This window comes from Micrococcus sp. Alg238-R198 (genome assembly GCF_900537135.1).
Classification (GTDB): domain Bacteria; phylum Actinomycetota; class Actinomycetes; order Actinomycetales; family Micrococcaceae; genus Micrococcus; species Micrococcus luteus.
Map to the genome: position 1 here is coordinate 105,684 of NZ_UNRH01000001.1, position 19,987 is coordinate 125,670.

Consider the following 19,987-nt stretch of genomic DNA (forward strand, 5'->3'; position numbering starts at 1 on the left):
TCAGTGTTTTCATAACACCCCGGGGCGCGGAACGCGCCGGGCGGTCACTGCTCCCGCTTCATCTGCCGCAGCTCCTTCTTGAGCTCGCCGACCTCATCGCGCAGGCGGGCCGCGAGCTCGAACTGCAGGTCCGCCGCCGCCTGGTGCATCTGCTGCGACATCTGCTCGATCAGATCGGCCAGGTCCTTGGCGGGCAGCGACGCCGGGTCCACCGCCGGGGCCTCGGCACCCTCCCCCGTGGCCGGGGCCCGGTCCAGTGAGCTGAGGCCGCGGTGGCCCATGCCGAAGTCGAACCCGGACTTCACGCCCCCCATGCCCTTGAGGAAGTCGGCGGTGTCCGCGTCCTCCCGGGCCAGCTGGTCCGTGATGTCCGCGATGCGCTTGCGCAGCGGCTGGGGGTCGATCCCGTGCTCCTCGTTGTACGCGATCTGCACGGCCCGGCGCCGCTCGGTCTCGTCGATCGCCCGCCGCATGGAGTCCGTGACGTTGTCGGCGTACATGTGGACCTCGCCGGAGACGTTGCGGGCGGCGCGGCCGATGGTCTGGATGAGGGAGGTGGTGGAGCGCAGGAAGCCCTCCTTGTCCGCGTCCAGGATCGCCACGAGCGAGACCTCGGGCAGGTCCAGGCCCTCGCGCAGCAGGTTGATGCCCACCAGCACGTCGAAGGTGCCCTTGCGCAGCTCCCGCAGCAGCTCCACGCGGCGCAGCGTGTCCACATCCGAGTGGAGGTACTCGACCTTCACCCCCGCCTCGAGCAGGTAGTCCGTGAGGTCCTCGGCCATGCGCTTGGTCAGCGTGGTCACCAGGACGCGCTCGTCCTTGGCCGTGCGCACCCGGATCTGCTCGAGCAGGTCGTCGATCTGGCCCTCGGTCGGCTTGACCACCACCTGCGGGTCCACCAGCCCGGTGGGCCGGATGATCTGCTCGACGTAGCCGTCCGCCTGGCCGAGCTCGTAGGCGCCCGGCGTCGCGGAGAGGTACACGGTCTGCCCGATCCGTTCGAGGAACTCATCCCACTTCAGCGGGCGGTTGTCCATGGCCGAGGGCAGGCGGAAGCCGTGCTCCACGAGGGTGCGCTTGCGGGACATGTCCCCCTCGTACATCGCGCCGATCTGCGGGATGGTCACGTGGGACTCGTCCACCACGAGCAGGAAGTCGTCCGGGAAGTAGTCCAGCAGGCAGTGCGGGGCGGAGCCGGCGGGACGGCCGTCGATGTGGCGCGAGTAGTTCTCGATGCCGTTGCAGTAGCCCATCTGCTGCATCATCTCGAGGTCGTACGTGGTGCGCATGCGCAGCCGCTGCGCCTCGAGGAGCCTGTCCTGGGACTCCAGCTCCTGCAGCCGCTCCCGCAGCTCGTCCTCGATGGTGGTGATCGCCCGGCCCATGCGCTCGTCGCCGGCCACGTAGTGCGAGGCCGGGAAGATGTACATCTCCTCCTCCTCGCGCACCACCTGGCCGGTGAGCGGGTGCAGGGTCTGGATGGACTCGATCTCGTCCCCGAAGAACTCGATGCGCACCGCGAGCTCCTCGTACATGGGGATGATCTCCACGGTGTCCCCCCGCACCCGGAAGGTGCCGCGGTGGAAGTCGACGTCGTTGCGCACGTACTGCATCTGCACGAACCGCCGCAGGAGCACGTCCCGGTCCATCTCCGCACCGCGGCGCAGGGTGACCATCTGCTCGATGTACTCCTCGGGCGTGCCGAGGCCGTAGATGCAGGAGACGGTGGCCACCACGATCACGTCCCGCCGGGTCAGCAGCGCGTTCGTGGCCGAGTGGCGCAGCCGCTCGACCTCCTCGTTGATGGAGGAGTCCTTCTCGATGAAGGTGTCCGTCTGCGGGACGTACGCCTCGGGCTGGTAGTAGTCGTAGTAGGAGACGAAGTACTCGACCGCGTTGTTGGGCAGCAGCTCCCGGAACTCGTTGGCCAGCTGCGCCGCGAGCGTCTTGTTCTGCACCATCACCAGCGTGGGCCGCTGGAGGCGCTCGACGAGCCACGCCGTCGTCGCCGACTTGCCCGTGCCGGTGGCGCCCATCAGGACGACGTCCTTCTCCCCCGCCTCCACGCGCTCGGCGAGCTCGGCGATGGCCTTCGGCTGGTCACCGGAGGGCTGGTAGGGGGAGATGACCTCGAACGGGGCGACGACGCGGTTGATCTTCTGGGCCAGGCTCATGGCAGAACCCTACGTCGCGCCCCGGACACCCCGGCGGTCAGTCCGCCGAGGGCTCAGCCGCGCCGGGGGCGAGGAACCGGTCCCACACCTGGTTCGCCACGGACGCGAGCCGCTCGAGGTCGGCGTCGTTGACGATGACCACGTCCGCGACGGCGCGCCGCTGCTCGTCCGTGGCCTGGGCCGCGATCCGCGCCTCGGCGTCCGCGCGGCTCATGCCGCGGTCCTCCACCATCCGGCGCAGGCGCTCCTCGAGCGGGGCCTCCACCACGATCACGAGGTCGAACGCGTCCGCCTGCCCGGTCTCCACCAGCAGCGGCACGTCCTGGACCACGACGGCGTCCGGCCCGGCCTCGGCGACGATGCGCCGGGCCGCAGCCCGGATCCGGGGGTGCACGATGCGGTTCAGGCGCTGTCGGGCGCCCTCGTCCCCGAAGACGATGCGGGCCATCTCGACGCGGTCGAGCTCACCGTCCGCGGTGATGACGCGGTCCCCGAACTCGTCCTGGACGGCGGCCAGCCCGTCGGTGCCCTTCTCGAGGACCAGCCGGGCGAGGGCGTCCGAGTCCACCAGGAGCGCGCCACGCTCCTGCAGGACACGGGCCACCGCGGACTTGCCGGCGGCGATCCCGCCGGTCAGGCCCACATGGACGCGCGGCCGTTCGGCCACCGGGTCGGTCTCGGTCATACGCGCTCTCCTCGGGCGGCCTCGAGCTGAGGCTGGATCTTGGCCTCCCAGTATGCCCGGACGGCCTCCTGCAGGTCCTCGAGCGAGCCGTCGTTCTCGATCACGGTGTCCGCGATCTCGGCCCGCTCCTCGTCCGCCGCCTCCTCGTCGATGAAGGCCCAGGCCCGCTCGCGGGTCATGTCGTGGGACTCCATGAGCCGGGCGACGCGCACCTCGGCGGGAGCGGAGACGGCCAGCACCTGGTCGAAGTCCTGTCCGGAGCCGGTCTCGGCCAGCAGGGCCAGGTCGACCACCAGCACGGAGTCCTCGCCGATCTCGCGGGCCCGGCGGTTCGCCTCGTCGCGCACCGCCGGGGAGACGATCTCGTACATGCGCGTCCGGGCGGTCGAGCTCTCGGTGGTGAGCCGGTTGAGGGTGCGCGCGTCCAGGGTGCCGTCCGCGCGGACGATGTCCTCGCCGAAGACCGAGCGGAGCTCCTCGAGCACGGGGTTGCCGGGCACGAGGATCTCCCCCATCAGGTCGTCGAACTCCACGACGACGGCGCCCAGCCGCTCGAGCTCCGCGCCGACCTCGGTGCGGCCCGCGGCGATGCCGCCGGTCAGGCCGACGGTGACGAGGGCCTTGGCCGCGTCGATGCGCTGCTGGTGCCACGTCTTCGGGGTGTGCGTGTCGTTCTCCGGCTCGGTGCCGACCTCGAACTCGGGGCGGATCACGAAGTCCGAGACGTCCACGCCGTCCTCGGTGGCGCGGCGGCGGTACTCCTCGACCGGCAGCACCTGCTTCCACTGGCGGGTCCGCATGGGCCGCGCGGCACCCGCGTCCTCGCGCAGGGCCTGCAGCAGCAGTGCGGCCTGCGTGACGGTGATGAGCAGGATGGGCAGGCCGATCACGATGATGACCTCCTGCAGCGCCGCCAGGCCGTTCTCGCCCGCGGTGAGGATGATGGCCGCGCAGACCGCGCCGATGGACACGGCCCAGAACACGGACTGGCGGCGGGGCGCGGCATCCTCGTGGCCATTGGCCATCGCGTCCATCACGAGCGCGCCCGAGTCGATCGAGGTGATGAAGAACAGCGTGATGACCACGAGCGCCACGACCGCGGCCACCGTGTAGAGCGGCGTGCCCTGCAGGTGCTGGAACAGGGCGGCCTGGACGTTGCCGTCGGTGACGATCGTCTGCGTGAGGTCACCGCCCTGGCCCGGCGCCGGCGCGGTGGCGCGGTCCGACTGGAACGCGGAGTAGCCGTAGATGCCCATCCAGATGATGACGAACGCCGTGGGCAGGCCGAGGCCGGCCATGATGAAGGAGCGGATGGTGCGGCCGCGTGAGATGCGGGCGAAGAACATCCCCACGAAGGGCGCCCACGTCACGGTCCAGGCCCAGTAGAAAACGGTCCAGTCACCGGACCACTGGCCCGAGTTGTACGTGTCGTTGTAGGTGGAGAGCACGGGCAGCATGGAGGCGTACTCGCCGATCGCCTGCACGGTGCCGCGGATGACGTCCATGCTGGAGACGGCCCACATCAGGACGTACACGAGCAGGGCGATCGCCAGCAGGATGTTGGCGTAGGACAGCCGCTTGACGCCCTTGTCCATGCCGACCAGCACGGAGGCCGTGCCCACGGCGGTGACGACGGCCAGGATGAGCGCCTGGACCCAGCCGGCCACGGGGGTGCCCAGCACGTAGTTCATGCCCGCGTTGATCTGCAGGGCGCCCAGGCCCACGGACACGCCGAGGCCGAACACGGTGGAGACCACGGCGATGATGTCGATCGTCTTGCCGATGGGGCCGTGGATGCGATCGCCGAGGAGGGGCTGGAAGGCGGAGGACACGCGCGGGGGCAGCTTGCGCTTGTACGTGAAGTAGCCGAAGCACAGGCCCGGGACGAGCAGGATCGCCCACATGTGGATGCCGAAGTGGAAGTTCGCGATCGCCATGGCCTCCGAGGCCGCGCGGTCGGAGAACGGCTCCGTCCCCGCCATGGGCGGGTTGGCGTAGTGGTTCATCGGCTCCGCGATGCCCCAGAACATCAGCACCGCGCCGACGCCGGCGGCGAACATCATGCCGAACCAGGTCAGGCCGGAGTACTCCGGCACCGCGTCGTCGTCGCCGAGCTTGACCCGGCCGTACCGGGTCACGGCGAGGATGAACAGGAACGCCACCAGCAGGGTCAGGCTGAGGGTGTAGATCCAGCCGACGTCGTAGCGCAGCCAGCTCGAGACCACGCCGAAGGCCGCCTGGACCGGGCCAGGGAACAGGCCCATCGCGGCGGTGAAGAGCACGACCGCGGCGGCCGAGCCGAAGAAGATCGCCGGACTCGTGCGGAGCCCCAACGTGTCGTGCAGGCGAGTGAGCGGGGAAGTCATGAGTCTCCCGGGACAGGGTCATGGGAGGCCCGCGGCGGCACGCGTGCTCGCTCACCGGTGGGCCGGTGCCGGGTGGCACGGTCTTCCACTGTACCGAAGCTCACGTCGGGGCTCGACGGCGTGCCCGTCCTCGGCCAGCCCCTAGGGTGGGGTCATGCCCGATCCCGCCCCCGCCCCGACCGCGCGCTGCACGGTCCTGCCGGCGTCCGCCCGCGACCCCGACGGCTGGCTGGAACGGGAGGTGGAGATCCGCCGCAGCCGCTTCCTCACCTACCTCGGGCGCGTCGAGGACGAGGCGCAGGCGCGCGAGATGGTCGCCGTCCTGCGGCGCCGGCACCACGACGCGCGGCACGTGTGCAGCGCGTTCGTCCTCGGCCCCGCCCGGGACCGGATGCGCTCCAGCGACGACGGCGAGCCCGCCGGCACGGCCGGCGTCCCCATGCTCGAGGCCGTCCTCCAGCGCGAGACCGCGCCGGGCCGGACCGACCTGACGGACGTGTGCGCCGTCGTCGTGCGCTGGTTCGGGGGGATCAAGCTGGGCGCCGGGGGCCTGGTGCGCGCCTACTCGGACTCGGTGTCCGGGGCACTCGACGCCGCCCCGCTGCGCACCCGCTCCCGGCTGGCCCTGCTCGCGGTGGAGGCGCCCCACACCGACGCCGGCCGGTGGGAGAACGAGCTGCGCGCGGCGGGCGTGTCCGTGCTGGAGGCGAGCTACGGCGCCGCGGGGGTCCGCCTGACGGTCGGCGTGCCGGACACCGAGGAGGCCCGCGCGGCGTTCGCGGCGCGGCTCGCGGACGTCACGGCCGGCGCGGGGCATGCGGAGCGGATCGGAGAGGACTGGGTGGACCATGAGTGAGCCGTTGCCCCGGGGGGTCACCCCCGATGTCGCCCGTGGCGGGCTGCCGGACGACCTCACCGCGGGCGTGGACTTCGCGGCGCTGGATCGGTGGCCGCTGCCGACCGAGCCCGACCGCCAGGCCCACGACGCGGCGGACCTGCTCCTGCTCGACACCCTGGCCGGGTGGATCGCGAGCGGGCACGTCCCCGGCCCGGTGGCCGTCCTGGAGGACCGGCACGGCGCGCTGACCCTGCCCCTGCTCACGGCCGGCCACGACGTCCGGATCCACCAGGACGACGCCTCCGCCGAGCGCTCGCTGGACGCGAACCTCGCCGCGTGGCGCGCCGCCGGTCGCCTCGGCGGGGAGACGGGCGAGCTCGAGCGAACGGCCACGCCTGAGGAGGCGGCCCGGGGCGCCCGGACGGTCCTGCTGCCGCTGCCCCGCTCGCTCGACGAGCTCGACCGGCTGTCCCGGATCGTCGCAGCCGTGGCCGACCCCGGCGTGGTCCTGCTGGCCGGCGGCCGCGACAAGCACATGAGTCCGCGCATGAACGCGGTGCTCGGCGCGGCGTTCGAGGACGTCGTCGCCGGACGGGGACGCCGCAAGGCGCGCGTGCTCACGGCCCGGGGCCCACGTCCCGGCGTGACCCCCCGGCCGCCGGAGGAGGCCGACCGCGACGTCCCCGGCGTGGGGCGCCTGCACCTGGTGGCCCACGCCGGCACCTTCGGCGGAGCCGCCGCCGACCCGGGCACCCGTCTGCTGCTCACCTCGCTCGCCGACGACCCGCGCCCGCCGGGGCGCGCCGTGGACCTGGGGTGCGGCAACGGGCTGCTCTCGGTCGGGGCGGCGCGGCTGTGGCCGCACGTCACCGTGCTGGCCACCGACCAGTCCGCCGTGGCGGTCGCCTCGACGCTCGCCACGGCCCGCGCGAACCGCGTGGCGGACCGCGTCCGGGCCGTGCGCGACGACGCCCTGACCACGTGGCCGGACGGGACGGAGGAGTGCGTGCTCCTGAATCCCCCGTTCCACGACGGCAACGCCGTGGACCCCTCCGTGGCCCACCGGCTGGTGGCGGCCGCGGCGCGGGTGCTGGAGCCGGGCGGCCGGCTGTGGTGCGTCTGGAACTCGCACCTGCGGTACCGGCCGGTGCTGGAGGACCTCGTCGGGCCGACCCGGCAGACGGCGCGCGACCGCACGTTCACCGTGACGGTCTCCGAGCGCCGCTGAGCGCGGCCGTCGGGTCCCGTCCGCTCCCCCACGGCCAGCCCCCCGGGACGCGACGACGCCCCGCCCCTCCGGAGGGAGGGACGGGGCGTCGGGTGCTCGGCGCGGGCCGTCAGGGACGGTCACGCACCGCGGCGATCAGTTGCCGGTGAGCTTCTCGCGCAGGGCGGCGAGGGCCTCGTCGGAGGCCAGGGTGCCTCCGTCCGAGGACGGGGCCTCGGAGGAGTAGGACGAGCCGCCCAGGCCCGCACCGGCGTCGGCGCCGGCGGTGGCCTCCTCCTGGAGGGAGCGGCGCACCTGCTCCTTGTGGGCCTCCCAGCGGGCCTGAGCGTCGGCGTACTGCTGCTCCCAGGCGGCGCGCTCGGTCTCGAAGCCCTCCATCCACTCGTTGGTCTCGACGTCGAAGCCCTCGGGGTACTTGTAGTTGCCCTCCTCGTCGTACTCCGCGGCCATGCCGTAGAGCGCCGGGTCGAACTCGGTGCCCTCGGGGTCCACGCCCTCGTTGGCCTGCTTGAGGGACAGGGAGATGCGGCGACGCTCGAGGTCGATGTCGATGACCTTGACGAACAGCTCGTCGTTGACCGACACGACCTGCTCGGCGGTGTCGATGTGGCGCGAGGCCAGCTCCGAGATGTGCACGAGGCCCTCGATGCCGTCCTCCACGCGGACGAACGCACCGAACGGCACGAGCTTGGTGACCTTGCCCGGCACGACCTGGCCGAGGGCGTGGGTGCGGGCGAAGAGCTGCCACGGGTCCTCCTGGGTCGCCTTCAGCGACAGGGAGACACGCTCGCGGTCCATGTCCACCTCGAGGACCTCGACGGTGACCTCCTGGCCCACCTCGACGACCTCGGACGGGTGGTCGATGTGCTTCCAGGACAGCTCGGAGACGTGCACGAGGCCGTCCACGCCGCCCAGGTCCACGAAGGCGCCGAAGTTGACGATGGAGGACACGGTGCCGTTGCGGACCTGGCCCTTCTCCAGCTTGTGGAGGAAGTTGGAGCGGACCTCGGACTGGGTCTGCTCGAGCCAGGCGCGGCGGGACAGGACCACGTTGTTGCGGTTCTTGTCCAGCTCGATGATCTTCGCCTCGAGCTTCTGGCCGATGTAGGGGGCCAGGTCGCGCACGCGGCGCATCTCCACGAGGGAGGCCGGGAGGAAGCCGCGCAGGCCGATGTCGAGGATGAGGCCGCCCTTGACCACCTCGATGACGGTGCCCTCGACGACGCCGTCCTCCTCCTTGATCTTCTCGATGTCGCCCCAGGCGCGCTCGTACTGGGCGCGCTTCTTCGAGAGGATCAGGCGACCCTCCTTGTCCTCCTTGGTGAGGACCAGGGCCTCGACGGTGTCGCCCACGGCCACGACCTCGTCCGGGTCCACGTCGTGCTTGATGGACAGCTCGCGGGACGGGATGACGCCCTCGGTCTTGTAGCCGATGTCGAGCAGGACCTCGTCGCGGTCCACCTTGACGACGGTGCCCTCGACGAGGTCGCCATCGTTGAAGTACTTGATGGTCGCGTCGATGGCGGCGAGCAGGTCCTCGGCAGAGCCGATGTCGTTGATGGCGACCTGCGGGGCGTTGGAAGTGGTGGTCATGTAGGAGGGACTCCGTTGGGATCGGGGGTCACGTCGGGATCGATGCCGCCGGTGGGCGGCATCCGGGCACCAGAGGGGCCCCACCCGGCGTGGGTCGTGATGGACATGTATCAAACGCGCACGAATGTGCTCGTCCAGCGTATCAGAAGCCGACGAGGGTGTGCAGGGGTCGGCTGGGTCGCACAAGCCCGTCGAACGCCTCCGCCGCGCCGGCCCGCAGCTCCGCCACGACACCGGCCTCCGCCAGCACCGCGGCGCCGGCCCCGCGGGAGTGCCCGCCGAGCCAGAGCGCGGAGAACCGGGCCGCGTCGAGCCGGAGCCCCGCGCCCATGCGGACGGCGTCGGCCGCGGGGCCCAGCCGCTCGGCGGCGCCGCGCCCCTGGCGGACGGTGAGCCGCCACGTCCCGTCGATCGCGCCGAGCGCGTCCTCGACGGCGACGACGACCTCCCCGTCGCCCGCCCAGCCACGGGCCGCCATGGCGGCGGGCAGGTTCAGGACCCGCAGGTACAGGTCGTCGGAGCCGCGGTGCCGGCTCACCCGCCGCTCGTCGACGAAGAGCGCCTCGAGCCAACCGGGCTCGGGTGCGCGGCCCCACTCGATCCGCTCGACCAGGTCCAGCCGGGCCAGGTGGTGGACGAGCCCGCGCCGCGCGTCGGCGGTCGCCGCGAGGAACGCGGTGACGGTGATCGTGGGCGGCTCCTTCTCCCAGCCCTCGAACCGATACAGCGCGACGCCCTGGACCCGCCCGTCGTCGTCGCGGTGGACCGCCGCGTACAGCCCCGAGCCGCGCCCCTCGTTCCGACTCGCCTCGCGGTCCTCCCAGCGAGGCACGCTGAACGAGGTCCGCTGGACCGAGCCCGGGGTGGCCGGCAGCACCCGCCCGTACAGCTCGTCCACGAGGCCGGGGATCTCCCGCGGCTCCTCGACCGTGACCCGCCCGCCGGCCGGGGCGCCCGTGAACGCGGGGGCGCCCGAGACGTCGATCCGCACGGCGTGCCACCGGGTGGCGGCCCCGAAGCCGAAGCGGCCGTAGATGGCGGCCTCGGTCGCGGTCAGGGCGGCCGCGCACAGGCCGGCGTCGCGGGCGTCCGCGAGGGACCTGAGCATCATGGCCCGCAGCACGCCGCGCCGGCGGGCGTCCGGCGAGACGGTCACGTCGGTGATCAGCCAGGCGTCGACGGTGCGGCCGGGCGACGTGGTCAGCGGCTGCACGAAGTCCTCGAAGGTGGCGGCGGGGCGGCGGGCCGCCGGGTCGTCCCCCGGCGCGTAGACGCCGAGCCGGCGCCGTCCGTCGGCCGCGTGGGCCTCGAGCTGCTGGCGGAGCGCGGCGCCCGTGGGCACCGTCTCGTAGAAGCCCCGTTCGACCGCGGCCGCGAAGTGCGATGCGGCGGGGTCCTCGGGGCCGAGGACCCCGAGGTCACGCAGCGCGAGGCCGTGCTCGCCGAGCCGGTCCTCGGCGGCGTCGGCCAGCCGCCGCAGCGACGGACCCTCCGGCGCGTCAGTGTGCGGCGTCATGCCAGCTCCTTCCCTGGCCGACGTGCACGTCGAGCGGCACGGAGAGCTCGGCGGCCCGGCCCATCCGCTCCTTCAGGAGCGCCGTGGCCTTCTCGAGCTCGGCGGCCGGGACCTCGAGGATGAGCTCGTCGTGGACCTGCAGCAGCAGGCGCGAGGCCAGCCCGTGCTCCTCGAGGCCGGCCTGCACGTCGAGCATCGCGCGCTTGATGATGTCCGCGGCCGAGCCCTGGATGGGGGCGTTGAGCGCGGCGCGCTCGGCCATGTCCCGCAGCTGACGGTTGTCCGAGCTGAGGTCCGGGAGGTAGCGGCGGCGCCCCTCGATCGTCGAGGTGTACCCGTCCTGTCGGGCCTGCGCGACGACGTCGCGCAGGTAGTCGCGCACGCCGCCGAAGCGGTCGAAGTAGCCCTTCATGAGGCCGCGCGCCTCGTCCACCGAGATCTTCAGCTGCTTGGACAGCCCGAAGGAGGACAGCCCGTAGGCCAGGCCGTAGCTCATCGCCTTCACCTTGGCGCGCTGCTCGGCGGTGACGTCGTCCGGGTCCACGCCGAACACCTGCGAGCCGACGAACGAGTGCAGGTCCTCGCCCTCGCGGAAGGCCTGGATCAGCCCCTCGTCCTCGGACAGGTGCGCCATGATGCGCATCTCGATCTGGGAGTAGTCGGCCGAGAGCAGCACGGCCTGCTCGCCGGCCACCTCGTCCGCCACGAACACCTCACGGATGCGGCGGCCCGCCTCGGTGCGCACCGGGATGTTCTGGAGGTTCGGGTGCAGCGAAGACAGCCGGCCCGTGGCGGCGGCGGTCTGCGAGTAGGTGGTGTGGATGCGGCCGTCCGGGGCGACGGTCTCGAGCAGCCCCTCCACGGTCTGCCGGAGCTTCGTGGCGTCACGGTGGGCCATCAGGTTCTCGAGGAACGGGTGCCGGGTCTGCTCGAGCAGGTCCTGCAGCGAGTCCACGTCCGTGGAGTAGCCGGTCTTCGTCTTGCGCGTGCGCGGCATGTTGAGCCGCTCGAACAGCACCTCCTGCAGCTGCTTGGGCGAGCCGAGGTTGACCTGCATCCCGCCGGTCTCCTCCGCGACGGACGCCCACGCGGACTCCTTGGCGGCGTCGGCGGCGTCGGTGAAGTCCTCGCGCAGGCCGGTCAGGGCGTCGACGTCGACGGCGATGCCGGTCAGCTCCATCCGGGCGAGCAGCCGCGAGAGCGGGATCTCGAGCTCCTGCAGCAGCCGCTGGGCCCCGCGGTCGAGCACCTGGGGCGTGAACTGGGTCGAGAGACGGCGCACCACCCAGGCGGCCCGCACGGCGTCCGCGGCGCGGTCCGCCCGTTCGGCGGCGGCTTGACCTCCGTCGAGGTCGAACGACCCCTGCGCCCGCTGCTGAGCGGACTCGCGCGGGGCGGTGAGGGGGGTGTGCAGATGCGCCTCCGCCAGCGCCTCGAGCGAGGTGTCCCGCCGGTCCGGCTGGATCAGGTAGGCCGAGAGCAGCACGTCGTCCACCACGCCGTCCAGGGCCGCGTCCGGGCCGAGCCCGTCGCCCTCGGTGGGCGCGGCCAGCGCCTTGAGCGTGCGCTTGAGGTCGTGCACGGCCTTGGCCAGTCCGCCCTCGCCCAGGGCCTCGCGCACGGCGGCCACCAGCGCCGGGTCCGGGGCGTCGCCGTCGAGGGTGACGTGCAGGCCCGCGTGCTCGCCCACCAGCGCGACGCCGACGGGCGTGCCGAACGTGCCGGGCACGGGCACCTTGCGGCGGGGCAGCAGGGCCGGGCCCTCGACGTCCACGTGGACGCCGAGCAGGTTGCCGGCCTCGGCGGCGAGGAAGGATCGCACGTCCTCGGCCGTCGTCGCCTCGGTGAACTCCGGGGCGGCCTCGACCTCGGGGGGCGGCGCGTCCTCGCCCACCCGCTCGCCGAACACCTCGAACACGCGCTCCCGGATGCGGTTGAACTGCAGCGCGTCGAACAGCTCCTCCACGGGCTCGCGCTCGGGCATCTCGAGCCGCATTGCCTCGAGCCCGATCGGCAGGTCGAGGTCGCGCACGAGGGCGTTGAGGCGGCGGTTGCGGCGCACGTCCTCGAGATGCTCGCGCAGCGCCTCCCCCTTCTTGCCCGTGATCTCGTGCGCGTGTGCGAGCACGCCGTCGAGGTCCCCGTACTGCTTCAGCCATTTCGCGGCGAACCCGGGACCGACGCCGGGCACGCCGGGCAGGTTGTCCGCGGCCTCGCCGACGAGGGCCGCGAGCTCGGGGTACTGGGCGGGGGCGACCCCGTACTTGGCCATGACGGCGTCCGCATCCATCGGCGGGATGTCGGAGACGCCCTTCTTGGGGTAGAGCACGGTGGTGCGCTCGGAGATGAGCTGGAACGCGTCCCGGTCACCGGAGACGACGACGGCCTCCCACCCCGCCTCCTCGGCGCGCGCGGACAGAGTGGCCACGATGTCGTCGGCCTCGTAGCCCTCCAGCGTGAGCGTGGGGATGCCCAGGGCCTCCATGACCTTCACGGTCAGCTCGATCTGGCCCGCGAACTCCGCGGGCGTCTCGGAGCGGCCGGCCTTGTACTCACCGTACTCCTCGGAGCGGAACGTGGGCCCGGAGAGGTCGAACGCCACGGCCACGTGCGTGGGCCGCTGCTGCCGGATCATGGTCAGGAGCATGGCGGTGAAGCCGTACACGGCGTTCGTGTGCTGGCCCGTGTCCGTGGCGAAGTTCTCGGCGGGCAGCGCGTAGAACGCGCGGAACGCCATCGAGTGCCCGTCCAGGACCAGCAGCCGCTGCGGGGCCTCTGGGGTCGGATCTGCCGCCATGGGTGCTCACGTCTCCTCTCGGCGCGCGGCGCGGGGCGCGCCGGTCGCGTGTGCCAGCCTAGTGCTCATGAGTGAGCACACCGAGACCACCCCCGCCGCCTCCGAGCGCGTGTACCGCCCCGGCGTCACCCCCGAGCTGAGCCCCGCCGAGCTGGAGGCGGCCTGCGCCGAGGCCGGTCTGACGCCCGAGCTTGTCACCGCCCTCGGCGGCGCGGCGATCAGCCCCCTCGCCCAGAAGATGGGTCTGCGCTTCCTCGAGCTCACGGCCGAGCGAGCCGTCGCCACCCTGCCCGTGGCGGGCAACGAGCAGCCCGTCGGGCTGCTGCACGGCGGCGCCCACCTCGTGCTCGCCGAGTCCCTGGGCTCGATGGCCGCGAAGATCCACGCCGGGCCGGACCGCAACGTCGTCGGGGTCGAGATCAGCGCCACGCACCACCGGGCCGTCCGCTCGGGCCTCGTGACCGGCACCGCGACCGCCGTCCACCTGGGCGGCACCCTCGTCACCCATGAGGTGGTGATGACGGACGAGCAGGGCCGGCGGCTCTCGACCGCCCGCATCACCAACCTGGTCCTGGCGCCGCGCCCCTGAGGCGGCACGGCCCGCCCCGGGAGACGGGACGGGCCGGGCCGACGCCGCGTGCGGGCGGTCTCAGACCTCGTCCGGCGCGCGGGGAGCGGGCTCGCCGTGCTCGCGCCCCGGGGTGTCCTCGGCGAGCTCGTCGTAGTGCCCGGGGTTCATGGGCACCCCCGTGAGATAGGCCGAACGGGCCAGGGCCATCGTGGCCACCGAGGCCGAGCCCAGCTGCAGCACCACGATCAGGGCCACCTTCACGAACGCGGCCACCCCCGGGGCCAGTAGCAGGGCGCCCACCACGATCAGGATCATCCCGACGCCGCCGGCGGTGCCCACGGCGGAGACGCGGGTGTAGGGGTCGGGGAACCGGATCAGACCGAGTCCCGCGGTGACGAACGCAAGGGCTCCGATCACCACGAGCACGGAGCCGGCGGCGGTCAGGACGACGTCCACGGGTGCGACCTCCTCAACGCTTGCCGCGCGTGAGCGCGCGGGCCAGGGACATGCCGGACAGGAAGGCCACGACCGCGGCGATCAGGACCAAGTCGAACGTCCACGGGTTGTCCGCCCGGACGCCGAACAGCACGAGCATCCCGAGCACGCTGAACGTGAGCAGGTCGCCCGAGACCGCGCGGTCCGCGTCGAGCGGGCCCACCACGATCCGGTACGCGGACACGAGCGCCGACACGGTCAGCAGCGCGATGGCCAGGTCGATCCCCACCAGGGACCAGTCGTAGGCGAAGGGCATCATGCCACCCCCGTCTTCCGCATCGCGTGGAGCATGCGCGCCTCCATGTCGTGGATCTCCGCGCGCAGGGCGTCGGCGTCGTCAGCGTACAGGCCGTGCACGTAGAGCAGGCGCCGCGCGTCCGGGTCACCGTCCTCGTCACCGACGGCGCCGGCACGCCGGGTGCCCAGCGTCAACGTGCCGGGCGTCAGGGTGATCAGCGCCGAGAGCAGGGTGACCTCGGCGTCCGTGCGGCAGTTGCTGCGCACGCGGGCGATGCCCGAGCGCGCCTGGACGCCGGGGGTGACGAGGTCCTTGATGACCGCCTTCGAAGAGGTCACCAGGGCCCACGCGTACCAGCACCAGAACACGAGCCACCGCCAAGGCCAGGACACGGCGGAGGCCGTGCCGGGCGCCAGGTCGACGGTCCCGTCGGCGGGGGCGACGGTGTGCATGGGGGCGTCTCCTTCCGGAGGCTGCGGGAGTGCGGTGCTCATGGGTTGAGCACCGCCTCGATGTACCTGCTGGGGTCCATCAGGCCCTGAGCCGCGAGGTCGGTGACGGTCCACAGGGCCTGACCGCCGAGCCCGAGGGCGAGGGTGGCCATAGCTAGGACGACGGCGGGGGCGGCCAGCCGGCCTGGGATGCGGGAGCGCGTGACGTCCTCGTCCGGATCCACGGTCACCGGCAGCACGCCCGTGGGCGGATCGAGGGTTTCCTGCGAGGCCCACGACTCGGTGCGCTCGTGGTCGGTGCTCGAGCCGCGGCCGGAGGGCGACGGCACGGAGCCCGCCCGGCCCACGATGGGCATGGCCGCGGTGGCCAGGCGCTCGCGGTGCCCGTGTGGGGCCGTCGGAGCGCCCCAGAACCAGGCGTCCCACACCCGCAGCAGAGCCCACAGGCTCACCAGGGAGGCGCCCAGCACCAGCGCAGCGGTGACACCGCGGCCGGCGTCCAGGCCGGCGCTGACGAGCATGAGCTTGCCCACGAACCCGGAGAAGGGCGGGATGCCGACCAGGGAGAGCAGGCCCACGAAGAAGGCGACGGCGATCAGCGGCTCGCGCCGGGCCAGGCCCTGCAGGTCCGCGAGACGGCCGGTGCCGTAGCGCACCTCGATCGCGCCGGCCGCCATCAGGAGGCAGCCCATCGCCACCATGTGGTGCACGAGGTAGAACAGGCCCGCCGCGAGACCCAGGCGCGTGGAGAGCCCGAGTCCGACGAGGATGCCGCCGATGCCGCTCACCATCTGCCACGACAACACGGCGCGCACACCGTGCTCACCGACCGAGGCGAGCGCACCCACCACGAGGGTGGCGAGGGACAGGACCAGGATGAGCGGCAGCAGACGCGCATCGCCGTCGTACATGACGGAGTAGATCCGGTAGAGCCCGTACACGGCGACCTTGGTGTGCAGGGCGGCGAAGAGGGCCGTCACCGCCGGGGAGGTCGAGGAGTACGCCCAGGCCAGCCAGCCGTGCAGCGGGGCCACCGAGGCCTTGATGGACAGTGCGAACAGCACCATGCCCGCGGCGATCGCGATGCGTGGGTCCGCCGCGGCGGACCCGGCGAGCATCGCGAGGTTCACCGAGCCGGTCAGCCCGTAGACGAAGCCGACGCCGACCAGGAGGATCGTGGAGGTTAGCAGGTTGAGGGTGACGTACAGCCGCGCCCCGTCCACTCGGCGCAGGGGCTCACGGCGGTTGGCGGAGAGGACGTAGAGGCCGTAGCTGGGCACCAACATGACCTCGATGAACACGAACAGGTTGAACAGGTCCGCCGTCAGCAGGGCGCCGTTGACTCCGCCGATGAGGATCAGGAGCAGCGGGGCGAAGAACTGGGAGTTAGCGACGCGGGAGCCGTAGGCGAACGCCGCGCCCACGATCGTGAGGGCGCTCGTGAGCACGAGCATCAGGGCGGACAGCATGTCCGCTGCGAAGCCGATCCCGATGCCCCCGGGCCAGCCGCCCAGCGAGGTGGCGAGCACGGACCCGTCGAGGGCGTGGACGCCCAGGGCCAGCCCGCCGGTGGTGACGAGTCCGAGCACCGCGAACAGGACTGCCCGGTGGAGGCGGGGACGCTCCCCCGCCAGCACGAGCAGACCGGCGGACAGCAGCGGGACGGCGGCGAAGAGGGGCAGCAGCTGGCCCAGCGGGACGGCGCTCATCGACGCACCTCCGGGCCCTGGCCGGCGTAGTGCTGCGCGATCCGGCCGGCCGCGGCGTGCCGCTCCTCGCGCGGGAAGCGTGCGTCGGCGGCGGCCTGCTCCAGGGAGTCGCGGGTCTCCCCCGGCGAGGCCACCGCGTCGTCCGCGCGCCCGGTGACGGCCAGCGCGAGCAGCAGCACGGTGATCGCGAAGGCGATCACGATAGCGGTCAGGACGAAGGCCTGCGGCAGGGCATCGGCCTGCACCTCGACGTCTGAGGTCCCCGCGAAGGGCAGCCCGCGGCGGTCGGTGCCGCCCGCGGCGATGATGGCCAGGTTGGCGGCGTGGCCCAGCAGGACCATGCCGAGGATCACGCGCAGCAGCTCGCGCTTGGAGAACAGGTAGAACGCGCCGAAGGTCAGAAGTCCCACGGTAAGGGCGACGGTCATCGGGTGACCTCCTCTCGTGCAGTCGTGGTGGTCGGGGCCGAGGGATCGGAGGACGGGGCCGCCGGCGCGACGCCGGGGTCACGGCTCGAGGCGCGGAGCGGGTCCTCACCCGGCCGCTCGGGGCCGAGCAGGGAGAACGCGGCCACGATCAGGCCGATCACGGCCAGGTACACGCCCATGTCGAACGCGAGCGTGGTGGAGAGCCCGTAGTCCAGGACCTTCACTCCCGCGGCTCCGAGGAAGCCCTTGCCGGTGAGGTAACCGACGATCCCCGTCGCGGTGCCGACGGCGATGCCCGAGCCGATGAAGGCCAGGTACGGCCACCGCAACTCCGGGGCCGTGTCCGAGTCGGCGGCCAGGTAGAGCAGGGCGTAGCCGGCACCGGCGACCAGTGCGGCGATGAAGCCGCCGCCGGGCTCGTAGTGCCCGCGCAGCAGCAGGAACGCGGACAGCAGGATGATCAGCACGCCGAAGACACGGCCGAACACCCGGATGTGGACGAGGTTCTCGCGCACGTGGGCGAGTGGGGAGCGCATGTCCACGGCGGAGGGCTGTGGAGGCGTCGGCCGACGGTTGAGCAACAGGGCCGCGATGGTCAGCGCCGTCGCCCCGAGCACGGTCATCTCGCCCCACGTGTCCACGGCGCGGAAGTCCACGAGGATCACGTTCACCACGTTGGTCCCCCCAGCCTGGGCATAGCTCTGGGTCAGGTAGAAGTGGGCGATCTCCGACATGCTGGAGCGGCCGGTGAACGCGAGCACGCCCAGGGTCGCGGCGACGCCGGCGACGGAGGCGGCGAGGACCGCCTGCATCCTGCGCGGGGTCGGCTCGTCGCTGAAGCGGGCGGGCAGGCGGCGCAGCAGCAGCACCATGACGCACACCGTGAGCACCTCGACCATCAGCTGGGTCAGGGCCACGTCCACGGCGCCGAGGGTGAGGAACCACAGGGTCATGCCGAACCCTACGACGCCGACCACCACCATGGCGGCGATGCGCGTCTTGGCGCGGATGGTGGCGATCACGCCGGCACCCACCAAGACGACCAGCACCCAGTCGTGCCAGCGCGAGGGCTGGCCGACGACGGCGGGCAAATCCTCGATCGTGGCGACACCGGCCACGGCGAGGAGCCCCAGGACCAGGGCGGGGATGAGGAGGTGGGGGCGGGGAGCCAGGGTGCCGGAGGCGCGCGAGACGACCGCGCCGACGCCGATCAGCCGGTGCCGAACCTCGTCCACCGCATCCAGGGCGGAGAACGGCAGGGCGGCGTGGGAGGCCACGCGCTCCACCGGGCGGCGCAAGGCCACCAGCAGCAGACCGAGCACGATGATGGCGGCGGAGACGAGCAGGGCCGTGTTCACGCCGTGCCACAGCGCCAGGTGCGCGTGCACCTCCGCGCCGGAGGCGGCCTCGGCCGCGTAGGAGACGGGGGTGTCCAGCACACCGGGCAGCAGGCCCAGGGCCACGCCCGCGGCCGCGGCCAGCACGGGCACGCCCCAGAAGGTGGCAGGAGCCTCGTGGACCTCGTCCTCCCGGCCGGTCGGCCACGAATGGGCGGCCCCGTCCGGGCTTGGACCCCAGAGGCCCAGGGCGCCGAGCACGAGACGGCCGGAGTAGGCCACGGTGAACACGGAGGTCAGGGCGATGCCGGCGGTGACGAGGACGGGGAGCCATGCGGGACCGGGGGTCCCGAGAGCGGCCTCGACCAGGCCCTCCTTGGAGATGAAGCCGAACAGCGGCGGGATGCCCGCCATCGACAGGGCGGCGACGGCGATCGCCGTGCCGGTGACCGGCATGCGCACGTGGCGGGCCGCGAGCTCTCGCAGGTCGCGGGTGCCGGCCTCGTGGTCGACCACGCCGATCAGCATGAACAGCGCCGACTTGAACAGCGCGTGCGCCACGGTGTGCACGATCGCCGCGGTAAGCGCGACGGGGGTGCCGATGCCGATGGCGGTCACCAGCAGGCCCAACTGGCTCATCGTGGAGTAGGCCAGCAGACCCTTGAGGTCGTGGCGACGGATCGCGGAGACGGCGCCCAGCAGGGCCGTAATGAGGCCCGAGCCGATCAACAGCGCGGACCACACCGGGTTCCCGGCCAGGACCGGGCTGAACACCAGCAGCAGGAAGATGCCGGCCTTGACCATCGCCGCGGCGTGCAGGTAGGCGGAGACCGGGGAGATGGCCACCATGGAGTCCGGCAGCCACGCCTGGAACGGGAACTGGGCGGACTTGGTGAACGCGGCCACCGCCAGCAGGACGGCGACCGTGGTGGTGAAGCCCGCCTCGGACCACACGTCCGAGGCCAACACCCCGGACAGCGAGGCAGTGCCGGTCCGCACGGCCATGAGGGCGACGGCGGCCAGCAGCGCGAGGCCGCCGCCCACGGTCACGAGCAGGGTCCGGATCGCGGGGTCGCGGGCGTGGTCCCCCGAGCGCCCGATGAGGAAGAAGGAGGTGAAGGAGGTGAACTCCCACGCGACGAAGAGGACCACGATGTTGTCGGCGAGCACCAGCAGCAGCATCGACGCCGCGAACGCGGTCATCAGCAGGTAGAAGGAGCCGGGGCGGCTCTCCGCGCGGTCCCGGCTGAGGTACCGGCTGGAGTAGGCGAGGATCGCCGCGCCGATGACGAGGACGATCATGGCGAACACGAGGGCCAGGCCGTTCAGCCGGAGGTCGAGGTCCACCCCGACCGCGGGGATCCACGGATGGTGCTCCGTCCGGACGCCGCCCGTCCACGCCGCGATCAGCACGCCGGCCGCGGCCAGCAGGGGTGCGGCCAGGACCCAGCCCGCGTCCCTGCCCAGCGCCCGGGAGGCCGGGACGGCCGCCACCACCGAGAGGAGGGTCAGCAGGAGGCTGGTCAGGAGCACAGGACACCACTCATCTCGGGTCGATCG

General features: G+C 72.6%; 15 protein-coding genes. 3 read left to right on the forward strand and 12 right to left on the reverse strand.

From position 1 onward, the window contains the following. Positions 1-44 precede the first annotated feature (44 nt). The 3 genes from uvrB to coaE (G6R13_RS00490) are packed head-to-tail and all read right to left on the reverse strand — an operon-like array spanning position 45 to position 5,225. Positions 45-2,174: an excinuclease ABC subunit UvrB gene (gene uvrB / locus G6R13_RS00480; RefSeq protein WP_036315328.1), complete on the reverse strand. Its 2,130-nt coding sequence runs from the start codon at positions 2,172-2,174 to the stop codon at positions 45-47. A 37-nt stretch (positions 2,175-2,211) separates the two neighbouring features. After that, the gene (gene coaE, locus G6R13_RS00485; protein WP_036315330.1) at positions 2,212-2,859 is read right to left on the reverse strand and encodes a dephospho-CoA kinase; all 648 of its coding nucleotides are present in this window, start codon (positions 2,857-2,859) and stop codon (positions 2,212-2,214) included. Then, on the reverse strand, positions 2,856-5,225 hold the full coding sequence (gene coaE, locus G6R13_RS00490; protein ID WP_041102705.1) for a dephospho-CoA kinase: 2,370 nt from the start codon (positions 5,223-5,225) through the stop codon (positions 2,856-2,858). Before coaE (G6R13_RS00490) ends, coaE (G6R13_RS00485) begins: the two co-directional genes overlap by 4 nt. A gap of 154 nt (positions 5,226-5,379) precedes the next feature. On the opposite strand from coaE (G6R13_RS00490), the gene G6R13_RS00495 reads away from it, so the two are divergent. Both G6R13_RS00495 and G6R13_RS00500 read left to right on the forward strand, forming a co-directional pair. After that, positions 5,380-6,081: a YigZ family protein gene (locus G6R13_RS00495; protein WP_036315334.1), complete on the forward strand. Its 702-nt coding sequence runs from the start codon at positions 5,380-5,382 to the stop codon at positions 6,079-6,081. Next, positions 6,074-7,291, forward strand: a complete 1,218-nt coding sequence (locus G6R13_RS00500; protein ID WP_233569897.1) for a class I SAM-dependent methyltransferase — start codon at positions 6,074-6,076, stop codon at positions 7,289-7,291. Before G6R13_RS00495 ends, G6R13_RS00500 begins: the two co-directional genes overlap by 8 nt. 135 nt (positions 7,292-7,426) lie before the next feature. On the opposite strand, the gene rpsA is transcribed toward G6R13_RS00500, so the two are convergent. The 3 genes from rpsA to polA all read right to left on the reverse strand — a co-directional run bounded on the left by rpsA (position 7,427) and on the right by polA (position 13,197). Beyond that, positions 7,427-8,884: a 30S ribosomal protein S1 gene (gene rpsA / locus G6R13_RS00505; protein WP_036315338.1), complete on the reverse strand. Its 1,458-nt coding sequence runs from the start codon at positions 8,882-8,884 to the stop codon at positions 7,427-7,429. 142 nt (positions 8,885-9,026) lie between these two features. Then, positions 9,027-10,400: a GNAT family N-acetyltransferase gene (locus G6R13_RS00510; protein ID WP_123243861.1), complete on the reverse strand. Its 1,374-nt coding sequence runs from the start codon at positions 10,398-10,400 to the stop codon at positions 9,027-9,029. Then, the gene (polA, locus tag G6R13_RS00515; RefSeq protein WP_123243862.1) at positions 10,384-13,197 is read right to left on the reverse strand and encodes a DNA polymerase I; all 2,814 of its coding nucleotides are present in this window, start codon (positions 13,195-13,197) and stop codon (positions 10,384-10,386) included. Before polA ends, G6R13_RS00510 begins: the two co-directional genes overlap by 17 nt. Before the next feature lie 67 nt (positions 13,198-13,264). On the opposite strand from polA, the gene G6R13_RS00520 reads away from it, so the two are divergent. Beyond that, positions 13,265-13,786 (forward strand): hotdog fold thioesterase, encoded by a 522-nt coding sequence (locus G6R13_RS00520; RefSeq protein ID WP_036382804.1) that lies wholly within the window; start codon positions 13,265-13,267, stop codon positions 13,784-13,786. A gap of 60 nt (positions 13,787-13,846) precedes the next feature. Here G6R13_RS00520 and G6R13_RS00525 read toward each other — a convergent pair whose 3' ends face one another. Genes G6R13_RS00525 through G6R13_RS00550 form a run of 6 tightly spaced genes read right to left on the reverse strand, consistent with a single transcriptional unit; the run spans position 13,847 to position 19,960 of the window. Continuing rightward, positions 13,847-14,224 carry a monovalent cation/H(+) antiporter subunit G gene (locus G6R13_RS00525; protein ID WP_123243863.1) on the reverse strand — a complete coding sequence of 126 codons (378 nt, stop codon included), beginning with the start codon at positions 14,222-14,224 and terminating at the stop codon, positions 13,847-13,849. 13 nt (positions 14,225-14,237) lie between these two features. Next, on the reverse strand, positions 14,238-14,522 hold the full coding sequence (locus tag G6R13_RS00530) for a monovalent cation/H+ antiporter complex subunit F (RefSeq protein ID WP_010078747.1): 285 nt from the start codon (positions 14,520-14,522) through the stop codon (positions 14,238-14,240). Then, positions 14,519-14,953, reverse strand: a complete 435-nt coding sequence (locus G6R13_RS00535; RefSeq protein ID WP_010078748.1) for a Na+/H+ antiporter subunit E — start codon at positions 14,951-14,953, stop codon at positions 14,519-14,521. The genes G6R13_RS00530 and G6R13_RS00535 overlap by 4 nt, the downstream gene beginning before the upstream one ends. A 38-nt stretch (positions 14,954-14,991) precedes the next feature. Beyond that, positions 14,992-16,662 carry a monovalent cation/H+ antiporter subunit D family protein gene (locus G6R13_RS00540; protein ID WP_010078749.1) on the reverse strand — a complete coding sequence of 557 codons (1,671 nt, stop codon included), beginning with the start codon at positions 16,660-16,662 and terminating at the stop codon, positions 14,992-14,994. Beyond that, positions 16,659-17,090 (reverse strand): cation:proton antiporter subunit C, encoded by a 432-nt coding sequence (locus tag G6R13_RS00545; RefSeq protein WP_010078750.1) that lies wholly within the window; start codon positions 17,088-17,090, stop codon positions 16,659-16,661. Before G6R13_RS00545 ends, G6R13_RS00540 begins: the two co-directional genes overlap by 4 nt. After that, complete coding sequence (locus G6R13_RS00550; protein WP_060973953.1) at positions 17,087-19,960, reverse strand: DUF4040 family protein; 2,874 nt, start codon at positions 19,958-19,960, stop codon at positions 17,087-17,089. Before G6R13_RS00550 ends, G6R13_RS00545 begins: the two co-directional genes overlap by 4 nt. Positions 19,961-19,987 lie beyond the last annotated feature (27 nt).